The sequence below is a fragment of the Longinema margulisiae genome (genome assembly GCF_025266855.1).
Taxonomy (GTDB): Bacteria; Spirochaetota; Brevinematia; order Brevinematales; family Thermospiraceae; genus Thermospira.
Map to the genome: position 1 here is coordinate 526,752 of NZ_CP053071.1, position 13,359 is coordinate 540,110.

Annotated in this window: 10 protein-coding genes; 4 read left to right on the forward strand and 6 right to left on the reverse strand. The window is 47.1% G+C overall.

Annotated elements, in window-relative coordinates:
* Positions 1-5 precede the first annotated feature (5 nt).
* Together BREVNS_RS02475 and BREVNS_RS02480 are read right to left on the reverse strand one after the other, a co-directional pair.
* Entirely contained in the window at positions 6-647 is a 642-nt protein-coding gene (locus BREVNS_RS02475) for a class I SAM-dependent methyltransferase (protein WP_483427479.1), read from the reverse strand.
* Positions 640-1,611: an OmpA family protein gene (locus BREVNS_RS02480; protein ID WP_483427480.1), complete on the reverse strand. Its 972-nt coding sequence runs from the start codon at positions 1,609-1,611 to the stop codon at positions 640-642. Before BREVNS_RS02480 ends, BREVNS_RS02475 begins: the two co-directional genes overlap by 8 nt.
* 232 nt (positions 1,612-1,843) lie before the next feature.
* On the opposite strand from BREVNS_RS02480, the gene BREVNS_RS02485 reads away from it, so the two are divergent.
* Positions 1,844-2,785: a CsgG/HfaB family protein gene (locus BREVNS_RS02485; protein WP_483427481.1), complete on the forward strand. Its 942-nt coding sequence runs from the start codon at positions 1,844-1,846 to the stop codon at positions 2,783-2,785.
* Between the two features lie 133 nt (positions 2,786-2,918).
* The gene (gene rny, locus BREVNS_RS02490) at positions 2,919-4,451 is read left to right on the forward strand and encodes a ribonuclease Y (RefSeq protein WP_483427482.1); all 1,533 of its coding nucleotides are present in this window, start codon (positions 2,919-2,921) and stop codon (positions 4,449-4,451) included.
* 60 nt (positions 4,452-4,511) lie between these two features.
* On the opposite strand, the gene flgG is transcribed toward rny, so the two are convergent.
* Both flgG and BREVNS_RS02500 read right to left on the reverse strand, forming a co-directional pair.
* Complete coding sequence (gene flgG / locus BREVNS_RS02495; RefSeq protein WP_483427483.1) at positions 4,512-5,306, reverse strand: flagellar basal-body rod protein FlgG; 795 nt, start codon at positions 5,304-5,306, stop codon at positions 4,512-4,514.
* Positions 5,307-5,738: 432 nt separating this feature from the next.
* Positions 5,739-8,630, reverse strand: coding sequence for a tetratricopeptide repeat protein (locus BREVNS_RS02500; protein ID WP_483427484.1), 2,892 nt, complete (start codon positions 8,628-8,630; stop codon positions 5,739-5,741).
* A 136-nt stretch (positions 8,631-8,766) separates the two neighbouring features.
* Here BREVNS_RS02500 and BREVNS_RS02505 point away from each other — a divergent pair, with 136 nt between their 5' ends.
* Positions 8,767-9,357, forward strand: a complete 591-nt coding sequence (locus BREVNS_RS02505; RefSeq protein ID WP_483427485.1) for a carbonic anhydrase — start codon at positions 8,767-8,769, stop codon at positions 9,355-9,357.
* Here the strand turns inward: BREVNS_RS02505 and BREVNS_RS02510 are convergent.
* Both BREVNS_RS02510 and BREVNS_RS02515 read right to left on the reverse strand, forming a co-directional pair.
* Positions 9,354-11,204 (reverse strand): hypothetical protein, encoded by a 1,851-nt coding sequence (locus BREVNS_RS02510; protein ID WP_483427486.1) that lies wholly within the window; start codon positions 11,202-11,204, stop codon positions 9,354-9,356. The genes BREVNS_RS02505 and BREVNS_RS02510 overlap by 4 nt on opposite strands.
* A gap of 83 nt (positions 11,205-11,287) precedes the next feature.
* Complete coding sequence (locus BREVNS_RS02515; RefSeq protein WP_483427487.1) at positions 11,288-12,325, reverse strand: sigma-54 interaction domain-containing protein; 1,038 nt, start codon at positions 12,323-12,325, stop codon at positions 11,288-11,290.
* Between the two features lie 673 nt (positions 12,326-12,998).
* Here BREVNS_RS02515 and BREVNS_RS02520 point away from each other — a divergent pair.
* Entirely contained in the window at positions 12,999-13,160 is a 162-nt protein-coding gene (locus BREVNS_RS02520) for a hypothetical protein (protein WP_483427488.1), read from the forward strand.
* Positions 13,161-13,359: the final 199 nt, after the last annotated feature.

Sequence of the window (13,359 nt, forward strand, 5' to 3'; positions counted from 1 at the left end):
CTCATTTATTCTCTTTTTGAACAGAGAAAAACAATCTGGGGAGCCAAAAAAGTTTTCCATACCGGCAGAAAAGAATAAAGTGTTCCACTCCCCTCTTCTTTCTCGATAGAAAAACCAGCTTCCCTCAAAAGTTTTCTCATGGTTTTTAGCGTATAAAAATGAAGGTGATCCTCACAGAGTACGCCTGTCGGTTCGTAGTTAAAATTCCCAAACAATAACTGAAACCGGAAAGGAAATTGAGCAATGTTTGGTAGAGAGACAATGCAGATTCCGCCTGGTTTAAGAATACGATAGAGTTCTCTGGTTACTTCCTTGTCGCGTTTGCAATGTTCTATCACATCAGCCGCCACAATAATATCCATACTTCCTGATTCAAAAGGAAGGGGAAGTATATCAAGATCATATTTATAGACTTTCTTATATACTTTTTCCGCCTCCTGGGCTAAAAGGGGATCATATTCCAGTCCAATGATATTTTTATGAAAACGCGAATCCACTAACTTTCCAACCATACCATCTGCACAACCTACATCCAAAACAATCATTTCCTCCTTTAAATGCTCTCTCAGCATCTTTTGAATCAATACATGAGATCGCCTCGAATACTTGAGATTGACCTGGGCATATTTGTGTGTCACTTCATTCATAAATATTCTCCTTCACAAATTCTATTTCCACTCGCCTATTCTGAGCTCGAGAGATTTCATCTTTACCCTCTACACGTGGACGAGATTTTCCATATCCTTTCCACTTTATCCTTCGTGGATCAATGCCCTTTTCTATGAAAAACTCTGCGATGGCTTTAGCTCGTTTTTCTGAAAGTTCAAAATTATATCTCTCATTTCCCACATCATCGGTATGACCAGAAACGACAAGAGAATAGTTTGTGTTTTGAACTAAAAAAGCATAGATTTCTTCAAGAATTGGAAAACATTCTTCCGGAATGGCATACTGATTCACTGCATATCCAATATTTGTCAAGATAAGAATATTCTTTTCCTTATCAAAAACTGTCTGAGAAAAATTGGTAAACTTTTCTTCCAGTTGTTGATCTTCAATAACATTTTCTTCATTTTTACTTACTTCCGGAGTAATCACTTGAGAAAAATTGAATTTTCTGACTATTCCCATAGAAAGAGATGGTCCCCACAAATCACTATGACGATAATGGTAACCAATTGTAGATACCAATACCCATCCTGGGTTTACTTTCCATTCCACCATCAATCCGCCCTTTATTCCCAAAGAAAAAGAAGAAATTTGTTCCATGTTCGTGACTGTAGAGGAAATCACCTCCCCCAGAAGCACCACCTCTCTTGTCTCTATCTCATAACGACTCACCCAGAACCAGGATACTAAAGGAGTGAAAACCACCCCAAGATTCACCGGTGAAGAAGTAAAAAAAGTATAAGAAATCGGCACTCCCATCGAAAAAAGGGAAACAAATGATCCCTCTCCTGTTATCCATCCCCCCTCACCCAACAATCCCATCCGAAACCTGGATAACCACAGATTTTCTTCACCAAGAGGTACTTGAATTCCTATGCCTCCTACCCCTCCCGCTGCTTTTTGAAAAACCAACCCTTCGCCCTGGAAAACCACTTCCAACATCCGAAAACTACCAAAACAAAAAGAAAAGATAGTCCAAAAAAGAAATAACCCTTGATATAGTTTCATTTTTTATTTCCCCCACAATAAAAATTACCAGTACTACAAAAATCAGAGAAATTATGAGCTTATTGTAAGAGATAAAAATCTTTATGTCAAATTTCTGAAAAAACTGGCTTTTTCCTCCATCATTCTTTATACTTCTCTATAGAAAGTGCAATTTAAGGAGGGCACTATGAAGAAAAACATTTTCCTGCTTATTTCTATGGTTTGTCTTTTGTCGTCTGTGTACGGATCTCCCAGGGAGACAATGATTGCCAGAATCTTAGAAAAAGTTCCCGAAAGCATCGCTGCTCTCGATGGAGATATGAAGCGGGTGTCCGTCTATGCGATTGAATGTAATGACAAAAGTGTGGACATCAACGCTTTTCAAGATCAACTCACTTCCGTCCTTGTTGAGACAGGAAAATTTCAGGTGATCGACCGCAAAGGTCTCAAGGCTCTCCTCGAGGAGCAAAAACTCTCCCTTACTGGCCTCGTGGACACAGGTCAGATGATCCAGGCAGGAAAACTCATTGGGGTGCAGGGTTTTTTCTTTGGAAGCCTTGATGTGAGCAAAGAGAGAATCATCTTCACCCTCAAACTGGTCAATGTAGAGACAGGGGCTATTGTCCTCTCGAAAAAAATCACAGTGAAAAATACCGCCTTCTTGAGTTTAGGTATCAAAGCCGCAGGTGGGAATATCGCCGTCTCAGAACAGGGGGCAAGCACCCACGTTCTCGGTGGTGGTCCTTCTTACAGGCAGGGCTTTGAAAAGTGGGAATGGGGCTATGCAGGCCTTGACGTCGTGTTTTACAAAAATTTCCCACAGGACCAAACTCTCACTATTCTCTGTGCCTCAGTGAAGCCCAAACTCTATTTCAGACTTCCTGTTTCTCTTTTCTCCCCCTACGGTGGTCTTTCCCTTGAAATGCTTCTCTTCCAGCCAGCAAAGATGGAACCCACGGCCTTTGCTGTTGCCCCCATTGTTGGCATGGATATCAACTTCTCCGATAACTTCGTTTTCTTCGTCGAGGGAAAATGGCAACTTGAGACCCCCCTCAAAGAAGGTAGCCCCGTAAAACTCACCGCAAGCCCTGTGGTCATGGGTGGAGTGGCCTTCTATCTTCATTTTTGAGACAAAAAGCATGGGTCATTGCCTCTCCAGGCAATGACCCTAACTTCTGAAATTTTTCTTTTCTCAATATATTGACAATTATTTATTTTTCATGTACAATTTATAGAACCAAAAAAAGAGACAAGGGGATACTATGCTCACAAAGATACTCAGTTGGCTTATCCCCTCTCTTATTGGTATAGGTGTTGGTTTTTTCCTGCGATGGCTGTGGGCACAGTTTGATCTGAAATCCGCCGAGAAGAAGGTGAGCCAGATTCTTGAGGCAGCCGTGCGGGAAGCCGAGACAAAAAAGCGAGAGATGCTTCTGGAAGCAAAAGACAAGCTTCTGGAAGAACGGCGGCAGCTGGAGAAGGAGTTTCGAGACAGGAGTGCGGAGCTACAGCAAAATCAGCGCCGGCTCATGCAAAAAGAGGACCTTCTTGACAAGCGCATGGAAACGCTGGACAAGAAGGAACAGGAACTTGAGCAGGAGAGACGACTTCTCAAGCAAAAGGCTGAGGAACTGCAAGCAGCCCACGAAAAGCATCTGAAAGAACTGGAAAGAATTGCCCAGATGACGGCCGAACAGGCCAAACAGATGCTGATCGATGAAATGCTGGAAGAGGCGAAAAAGGACTCCATCTCCATGATCAAAAAGATGGAGGATGAAGCCAAAGACCAGGCTGAAAGTCGCGCCAGAGAGATTATCCTCTCGGCTATCCAGCGCAACGCTGCAGAAGTGACCGCCGAAAAAGCTATCTCTACCATCACCTTGCCAAACGATGAAATGAAGGGTCGTATCATCGGAAGAGAGGGAAGAAATATTCGATCGTTTGAAGCGATCGCGGGTGTTGATCTGATTATTGATGATACACCAGAGGTTGTGGTTATCTCTTCTTTTGACCCTTATCGGCGTGAAGTGGCCAAACGAGCTCTTGAGCAGCTCATGCAGGATGGCCGCATCCACCCGGCAAGGATCGAAGAGGTTATCCAGAAGATCACCAAAGACATGGAACAAAACATGGTTGATGCGGGTAAGCAGGCCTGCATCGATCTCAAGATTGTGCTTCCCCGTGAACTTTATCCCTACATTGGCCGGCTCAAATACCGTACCAGTTATGGGCAGAATGTCTATGACCATGCCATTGAGGTGGCCAATATTGCCGGTATGATTGCTGGAGAACTGCGTGCCAATGTCGAGTATGCCAAAATGGCCGGGCTTCTTCATGATATCGGCAAGGGTATCAAAACCCTTGGCGAAGGAGTGCATGCGACCGTAGGAGCCGATGTAGCCAGCAAATATGGTCTACCCGATGAGGTTGTCAATGCCATCGCCGCCCACCACGGAGAAGTGGAGGTGAAATACCTCACCGCTGCCATTGTGAGCGCTGCGGACGCCATTTCGGCTTCCCGTCCTGGTGCTCGACGTGAGTCGTTTGAAAACTACATCAAACGTCTCCAGTCGTTAGAAGCAGCCGCTACCTCCTTTGAAGGGGTAGAAAAAGCCTACGCTATCCAGGCCGGACGAGAGGTGCGGGTATTTGTGGCCAGCGACAAGGTGGACGACCAGAAAGCCGCTATCATGGCACGGGATATAGCCAAAAAGATCGAAAGCGAGATGAAGTATCCCGGACAGATCAAGATTACCCTCATCCGGGAAACCCGTATCATTGAATACGCTCGCTAATAACTTCGAAAACAAAAAAGGGCTACCATCGGTAGCCCTTTTTTTATTGCCCTGAAACTCTTACCGTTTCAGAGAATTCGCTGTGCCGAGCATGGAATCACTTGTCTGAATAGCCCGCGAATTGAATTCATAGGCTCTCTGAGCCACAATCATATCCACCATTTCCTGGACCGCATTCACATTGGACATCTCAAGAAATCCCTGGTGAATCTTGCCATAGCCGGCCAAGGAAGGAATACCCTCTACCGCGGGACCTGAAGCCGGACTCTCCTTCACATAGTTTTCTCCGATATTGGTGAGACCAGCGGGGTTGATAAACCGATAGAGAAGAATTCTCCCCACCTCAATATCTTCATCCCCACCCGCCACCTTCACCGTCACCAGTCCATCCTTGGAGATCGAAAGACTCTGTATCTCAAACTCATCAGGAAGAACGATAGGAGGATTGAGTCGGTACCCCTGAGAGGTCACAATCTCCCCATTACTATCTAACTTCAGTGTTCCATCACGGGTATACGCCTGTGTCCCATCCGGCAAAATCACTCCAAGAAAGCCCTCACCTTCAATAGCAATATCCAGCTTGTTTCCTGTATTCTGGAGACTCCCCTGGGTATAAAACTTCTGCGTTGCCGCTGGACGAACCCCAAGCCCCACCTGAATACCCGTCGGATACTGGGAAATCTCCGAGGAAGGAGTCCCTGCTAGACGAATCGTCTGATAGAGCAGATCCTCAAACTCAGCCCGGGTTTTTTTGAACCCCGTGGTATTGATGTTGGCAAGGTTATTGGCTATGGTATCAATATGAAACTGCTCTCCAATCATCCCGGAAGCAGCCGTCCAGAGAGAACGCATCATAGGCTTCTCCTTTTTGTGTATTTAGTGTATATATCGACAAAATAACCAGATGATTGAGTCTCCAGTTGGGAGAATTTCTAATCAAAAAAAGATTCGAGACCTTTGCACGAATGTGCAAAGGTCTCAAGAAAGTAATAAAAAAACAAAAAGTAGTATAACAATGTTCCTTTCCATAATAAACAAGCCTATTTTTTGGATAAAAAAGACAAATAAACCCTTGTAAACAGAAAAAACGGGGTTTCAGGGGCGAAGCCCCTGACCCAGACAGGGGAAGAAAACACCCGTGCAAGGGTCTCGATTCTCAAAAATTATGCCTTCTGTTTTCTATGATTTCAGTTCTTCCCAGAGAAAGACTCATCGAAAAGAGAACTGCTTTCCTCTCACAAAATCCACCATCACGTCAAAAAAAATTTCAGAAGAAAGAACAGATCCTCACTGTCCCGCCGGTATTCTCCCCAGAAGTTTCTCCGCTTCTTTTGCCTGAGTGGAAGCCGGATAACGCTCCATTACCTGCCGAAGATACCGGCGAGCGAACTCCCACTGTTCATTGGCAAAATAGGCCGCTCCAATCCCATACAGCGCATCGGGATAGAGGGTTTCCTCCTCATACCTGGTGAGTACACGGCTATAGGCCTGCACTGCCTGGATAAACTGCCTCTGGGTAGCAAGAAGCTGCCCTATCCTCAAGGCCGCCTGAGCCGCATTCGGGGAAAGCTCAAGCGCCTCTATCGCCTGGTAGGTTTCTATGGCCTCTTTGACCTTGTCGTTCCCTTCATAGAACTTCGCCAACTTTTCAAGGGCAAGAACCTTTGCCTCTTTTGTTTTGCTTTCTCTCACCATAATCTTGTAGAGTTTCTCCGGGTCTCCCCTTGCTTCCTGAACCATCTGGAGTTCCCGAAGTTGTACCCGCGCCATATCAGCATCAGGGGTTTTGGGAAATTTTCCAATCAGCGTGTTGTAGGCATTTCGTGCCTTTTCATAGTTATTGAGACTGAAGTAGATATTCCCAATCTGCAAAAGGCTATCAGGGAGATAATCCCCCGCCGGATACTTGGCCACATAGGCCTCAAACATCCGAAGGGCATCAAGTTTTTTCTCCTGCCGGAGATAGGTCCTCCCAAGCCAGTAATACGCCGCCGCCTGAAACTCACTGGGGGGCAAGGAAAGAAGCTTTTGATAGTGCTGAATGGCCTCATCGTACCTCTGACTACTGTAGGCTAGTTCCCCCATACGGAAGATAGCCTCAGCCGTGGCCGGGCTTGCCGGAAACTCAGTAAGCAGCTGTTGATAGATAGACTCAGCTGTCTCTTTCTCCCCAATTTTCAGATAACACCAGGCCATCTCCGCATACGCCGTCGGGACATTATCGGTCTTTCCTGCCTGAAGTGCCTGCTGGATATACCCCTCATAGGTACGAATAGCGTTGGCATATTGCTCCAGATTATAGTAGGCTTTGGCAACGTACAACTGGTTTTCAAGCACCGTGGTGATGTTGGTCGCCGTGGCTGATGAGGTATTGTAATTGGCAATAGCCCTGTCATAATTACCCTCTCGAAAATATGCCCACCCCAAAAGATTATAAAAAGCCGCCTTCTGGTCTGCATCAAGATAGGCAATATCCGCCCCCTCATAGAAGCGAATAAGATCCCTGAACCGTTCCTGTCTCAGATATACCCACCCTGCCTTCAGAAGGGCCTCTCCTGCATAGAAGGTCGTTCGATAACGCCTGTACACCTGTTCGAAATTGGTGAGTGCCTCCGCATACCGGCGCTGGTTATATTGAAGAGAAGCAAGACTATAGATAGCAAGAGCTGCTTTGGGGCTATTGGGAAAGGCCGCTGCCATTCGCTGGTAGGTCTCCTCCGCCCGTGGAGTAAGCCCTCGCTGAAGATAAACCCACGCAATAGCAAGATACGCACTATCAGCAAAACGACTGGTCGGATAGTTTCTCAAAAGATAGTTATAACTGACAAGGGCATCATCCCACTTTTTCATGGCCGCATAACTATTCCCCGTATACATAATAGTCTCCTCAATACGAGACGCCGTTGGGAAAAGCTTGCGGAACTGATCAAAATCCTTGACGGCTTCTTCATACCTTCCCTGTTCGATACGAGTTCTGGCCCGCCAATAGAGAGCATCAGGAAACTGAGGACTATCGCTGTACTTCTCCACAATTTCCGAAAAATACCCATCCGCTTCACCAAAATCCTTCACAAGAAAGGCAAGCTCCCCCAATTTCTGTCTGGCTAAAGGAAGGTAGCCCTTATCAAGATCGGCGAGTTTTTTATACGCCGTTTTTGCCTCATCGTACTTTCCCAAAAGCACCGCAAGGGAAGCCAGCTCCAGAGACGCCTTGAGTTGTGTTTCCTTGCTCTTAGTGAGTTTCAAAAGCTCCTCAAGGGCCGTTTTTGCCTCCTGGTAGCGACGCTGCATTTTATAGAGAAGGGCGAGCTTATAAAGCCCATCCTCCCGATAATCATTGGGATAAGACCCGATTTTCTCATACCGAACTAACGCAGAGAGATAATTGATAGCCGAAGAATAGTTCTGCATCTCGATATCAATCATCGCCCGATAGTACATTCCCTCCGCCACCAGAGCTGCAGGGGCATTGGAAAGTACCTGCATAATAAGACTTCGCGCCTCGGGATACTTCTTCTCCGCAAAGGCACACTTTCCAAGAAGCATACGGGCCTGCAGGACAACAGAAGAGTTGGGATAGGCCACCAGAAAAGATTGTATCTTTTCCCGCGCCTGGCGATAGTTCCCATCGTAGAAATAGGCAAGCCCCAAGCGATAAAAGGCCATTTCACGGAGAGTAGAGTTTGTATCATTGACCACCCTGACAAACTCCTCCACCGCCGACCCATACTTCCCCTGGATGAGATACACAGAACCAAGAAGATAATGGGCATCATCACTGTATTCCCCCCGTGGATAGTTCCTCAAGAAAAGAGTCCCCTGTTGAATGACCCTGTCCCATTGTTTCGTATGGTAATACGATTCCACAAGAAGATAGGCTATATGTTCACGATAAGGAGAATGTGGATAAAAGCTCAAGAACTGATTGAAAAGCTGCACCGCCCTTTGATAACGTTCATCCTCATAATAAGACAATGCCCGATAGTAGGCTGCATCATCAGCATACTCACCAAAGGGATCTAAAGCCAAAACCCTGTCAAAAAGTCGTATGGCAATGGTATAGGCTCTATCCTGATAGGCTGCTCTTCCTGAAAGAAAAAAACGATAGGCATCTTTCGCCTGAGCGAAAACCATCAAAGGAAAAACAAGACAACAGAACACAATGGCCATTTTCCTCATAGAGTCTCCTCTGTGAAAGTCTTTTCTCATAGTATAGTATGGCATAAAAAAAGCTTTTTTGCAAGTGGGTTAAAAGCGACCTTGACATATTCCTACTTTTTTGGTATAATATTTTCTGAAAGAGGAGGAGGTGCCTATGAGACCATACGAAGAGATCTTGGAAAACAATCGACAATGGGTAGAAGAAAAACTTACCGCCGACCCTGAATACTTCAAAAAACTCTCCCAGGGACAATCTCCGGGTTACCTTTTTGTCGGCTGTTCTGATAGCCGAATGCCCCTCAATACCTTTACCAAAACCAATCCGGGAGAGCTTTTTATTCACCGAAATATTGCCAATGTTATCAGAGAGAACGATCCAAACTTTTTAGCTGTGCTTCAGTATGCGGTGGAATCTCTCAAGATCTCCCATATCATCGTCTGTGGACACTACGACTGTGGAGGAGTCAAGGCTGTCTTCTATGGACAGGCCAAAGGCCACGTCAAGAAATGGCTTCGTCCTGTCTATCGTACCTTCCGTTCCTATGCCCCTGAACTTGCCAAGCTTTCTACCGACAAACAGCGGTATGACCGACTGGCCGAACTCAACGTTATCGAAGGCGTGAAACGGCTTTCCCGTCATCCGATCATTCAGAAAGCCATCAAACAAGGACACCCCCTCCACATCCACGGCTGGATTATCAACATCTACACAGGACGTATCCAGGATCTCAAGGTCTTCGGTTAACGTCTCCAGAGCCGACGAACAAAAAGAGGCCGGGGAAGTTGTCGCAAAAGGGGGATGTCTTCCTGCCGTAAGGAAGAAGAAAGAAACACGTGTTCCATAAAACCGTCAAGCCCCTCTACAGGACCAAAAGCCGCAAATATTCCTAAGCCCTCCACGGTAGCGGGAACAAATGGTTCCCCTACGGTATAAAGACCAGCCAGGGGAGAGATCATAGCCACATGACGCAAGGTTCTTGGAAAACTATCTGATTGGAGAAGCCAGACCCCTGTCCTTGAAGCCACAAGAACGGCTGCCCCTCCCTGAGGATTGATGTTCTCAAGATAGAGAGAGGCTTCTCCTACAATAGCAAGCGGTTCCCTCGCTGTCCCCCGAATAACCAGGGGAAGGGTAGTATAAATCGTCCCATTTTCCGGAAAATTCTCAAGAGTGTCTAAGTCAAGAACCACACACCGTTCTACCTTGTCAACAAATATTCCCTCCTCTGAAGAAGGAGGCTTCTTGTAAAGTACAAAATCCTCCACTCCACGAAGGATCTGAATCCGACTCCCCGCTGGTGGCGGAGTATCAAAAATAACACGCGTCTGTGTCCTCCTGTAGTTCCAAACACGGCTTCCATCCACATAGACCATGATGTTTCCCCTCCCCCCCGGAAGGGTATACTCACGAGAAACTCCATTGGCTATAGCCACATCCACCACGTGTCTTCTGAAAAACTCCCCAGAGGTTATCCTGATAGTCTTGTGGGTTCTCTCATACACAAAATCACTTTCCGCTATGTAGTACCTTCCCCCAACCTGAAATCCCCAGACGTCCTCATCACGAGAAATGAGACTCACATCCTTCCCTTCCAGAAGAATCTCCCCCAACCTCTCCCATGCCTCCACAGGAAGTTCCACCACCAAAGAGGATTCCCTGAGATACGGATTTTTCGAGAGACGAAGTTGGAGTACATTGTCTTCATCAACATCAAAGACATTTTCTCTTTGTGGTCCCCTGTAGTACAAAAACTCCTGCCAGTTGTTATTGGTACTCCTTTTTCCTCTGATATAAACCCCTATACGATTTTGCCAGCGAAAGAAAAGCCCAAACTGAGTTCTCCCTCGACCTAAAAGCATCTTCTCCTGATGAAGAGGATTCACTATCTCCTGAACAGGATAGGCGGCTTCTCTGGTGATTACCCAAGGATCCTTGGCCATGCGTTTTGCCCTTTCCCAGAGAGAGGAAACATCCCCCTTTCTTTGCCACAATTCGGGCAAAACCACCTTTTTTTCAAGGGGAAGTTGAACATCCTCCCCCCTTTCTCCGACGATAACCTCTTTTTGCACCTTCCAGGTATAGGTATTGGTGATCACCTCACTCCCGGGGGAAATCGCAAGATTTCCATGAATTTCCCACGGGGCATGAAGACGGATTTTCACCGGATGCAGCCAAAAAAGGGTTGTGGCAAAAAGGGGAAAGGTTATCCCCTCAAGATGAATCTCACTAGAGGAAATCCCTTTGCCGGCCTTTCCTACAAGAGTCCAGTTAGTAGATTTGACTTCCCAGACAAGTTCTCCAGACAAAAGAGAAGACAAGACAATATCTCGCTTCCCTACAGGGGGAAGTTCCCCATTCTCCCACTGGAGAAACCACTTGGCCACCTCTCCCTCAAGAAACCATCGAGACCTTATCTTCTGAACTGACCGCTGCGTCTCTAAAAACCCCGTCTCTACCATGACGGTCATCACCATACTGAGAAGAAAAAGAAGCGTCACCGCTACAAGGGCTACCACGGTAACTGAAGCGTTTATGTGAGAAGAGAAGTGCCTTTTTCTTTTATGCGGAAAAAACGAAAAACACCACAGCATCCTGCCTTCTCCCCCTTGTGGTTGCCAGGGGAAACACCTCACCTTCACCCAAGCCTTCCTACCTTTTTCAAATTTCAAAGGAATTATTTAATCCCAAGGCGCTTCATCTTCTGAGTGAGGGTGTTTCGATGAATACCAAGGAGTTCTGCCGCCCGGGAAATACGCCAGTGGGCACTATCAAGGGCTTTGATAATCTGCTGCTTTTCCATCTCATTGAGATCAAGGGACGTAATCACCACATCATCCTTTTGCACCACAGCCCGATGGGTTGGCTCCTGCACCACTTCCTTCTCAAGGATATGGGCAGGAACATCCTCAAGAGAAATGACATCATCCGTGGTCATAATAATCGCATGGTGAATAGCGTTTTCCAGTTGCCGCACATTCCCGGACCACTCATATTGAAGAAAAGCCTTGACCACCTGAGGATCTATCTGCCTGATGGTTATCCCCTCTATCTTTTGATACATGTGAAGAAAGTGATTCATGAGAAGAGGGATGTCTTCTTTCCGCTGACGAAGCGGGGGAAGAGAGAGAGATACCACATTCAAGCGATAGTAGAGATCCTCTCGAAACTTGCCTTCTTTCACATATTGCCAAAGTTTTCGATTGGTAGCAGCGATAATACGAACATCCACAGGAATGGTTTCAAGTCCACCTACACGAGAAATCGTCTTGTCCTCTATCACCCGAAGCATTTTCGCCTGAAGGGCAAGGGACATTTCACTGATCTCATCAAGAAAAATAGTCCCCTGATTGGCCAACTCAAACTTCCCGATCTTGCGTTTCTGGGCACCGGTAAAGGCCCCTTTCTCATACCCAAACAGTTCACTCTCGAGAAGCATCTCTGGAATCTCAGCACAGTTAATCTTGACAAACGGACCATAATTTCTCCCACTGAGAGAGTGAATGGCATAGGCAAAAACTTCTTTGCCCGTTCCACTTTCTCCCTCAATGAGAATATTCGCGTTACTCTTGGCCGCCTTTTCCGCCTGCAAAAAGGTTTGAATAATAGCCCTTGAATACCCAACAACGCCAAGCTTTTGCATGGTGTCAATGATTCCCGATGCCTCCCTGTCCGGCACAGGGAAAAACGGCTCAAGTCCAGGGATAATATCCATGTGTTCTCCTTCCCCACCAAAAACACGCTTATCTTTATTATATCACACTCTCAAAAAAAAGCAAGGGGGAGAAGAGATTTTTTTGTCACTTCCCATTCATAGAGAACGAGACCCTTGCACGGGTGTTTTCTTCCCCTATCTGGGTCAGGGGCTACGCCCCCTGTAAACCCCCGCCCCGCCCCTGCACCGGCTCCAGAAGGGCCCTGTCCTCGTCGCATGCTACGCATGCGCCTCGGACGGAACATGGGACGCTTTTGCGGGTAGTGAGAAATCCCACTCCCCAGGGAAAGTCCTTCCTCCGTGGGCGACCTCAACTCGTCCTCCTGACTTCGGAAGCATAGCGCCCACCTCGCTCCGCCGATTCCCCGCCAAAGCGGGGGCCCGCGGCTACGCTTCGGTGGGCTTTTCGGGCAGAGCAACAGAAGAGGTCGCCCCGGGTGCCTCCTGCACCCTCACTCCGGAAGGACTTCCCCACTCCACGACAAAGGACACACAACCGCAAAAGCGGCCAGGCGGATACTGAGCGAAGTCGAAGTGGGGTACAGAAAAAATAAGGGGGGGTAAACAAAGAACGGGCCTCCTTCTCCAGGGAGGGCCTTCTCCCACCAGGTCCGCGGGGCTCGTGTCCCCCACAGGGGCTTCTCCTACGGCGCACCGCAGGCAGGGGCGGGGTGTGGGGGACGAGTCAGCAAGAAGGGGGCTTTCTGAGACCGCAGGGCGCCCGGCTATTACCCTGTTTCAGCCAAAGGCAATGGTTAAACGTTTAATCTCTCTCTATCCACCCCCTCATGGTTATTGCTATCACCCTGTTTCAGCTAACCACCCCGCCGGTTAAACGTTTAACCCTTCTCTATACAAACTCCACACGTCTCTTGCTCTTACCATGTCTCAGCAAACCCACCTTCTGGTTAAACGTTTAACCTCCCTCCATACAAACCCAAACAATGACGACCACCTTCGTTCAGGGAGAAAAGCCTACCCCGGCTATCACCATGTTTCAGCAAACGAGCCCCCTTTGCTGAAATAAGGTCATA

Coding starts and splice junctions, on each gene's coding strand:
- BREVNS_RS02475 (WP_483427479.1), bottom strand. CDS start 647: ATGAATGAAGTGACACACAAATATGCCCAGGTCAATCTCAAGTATTCG.
- BREVNS_RS02480 (WP_483427480.1), bottom strand. CDS start 1,611: ATGTTGGAAGTGGTTTTCCAGGGCGAAGGGTTGGTTTTTCAAAAAGCA.
- BREVNS_RS02485 (WP_483427481.1), top strand. CDS start 1,844: ATGAAGAAAAACATTTTCCTGCTTATTTCTATGGTTTGTCTTTTGTCG.
- rny (WP_483427482.1), top strand. CDS start 2,919: ATGCTCACAAAGATACTCAGTTGGCTTATCCCCTCTCTTATTGGTATA.
- flgG (WP_483427483.1), bottom strand. CDS start 5,306: ATGATGCGTTCTCTCTGGACGGCTGCTTCCGGGATGATTGGAGAGCAG.
- BREVNS_RS02500 (WP_483427484.1), bottom strand. CDS start 8,630: ATGAGGAAAATGGCCATTGTGTTCTGTTGTCTTGTTTTTCCTTTGATG.
- BREVNS_RS02505 (WP_483427485.1), top strand. CDS start 8,767: ATGAGACCATACGAAGAGATCTTGGAAAACAATCGACAATGGGTAGAA.
- BREVNS_RS02510 (WP_483427486.1), bottom strand. CDS start 11,204: ATGCTGTGGTGTTTTTCGTTTTTTCCGCATAAAAGAAAAAGGCACTTC.
- BREVNS_RS02515 (WP_483427487.1), bottom strand. CDS start 12,325: ATGGATATTATCCCTGGACTTGAGCCGTTTTTCCCTGTGCCGGACAGG.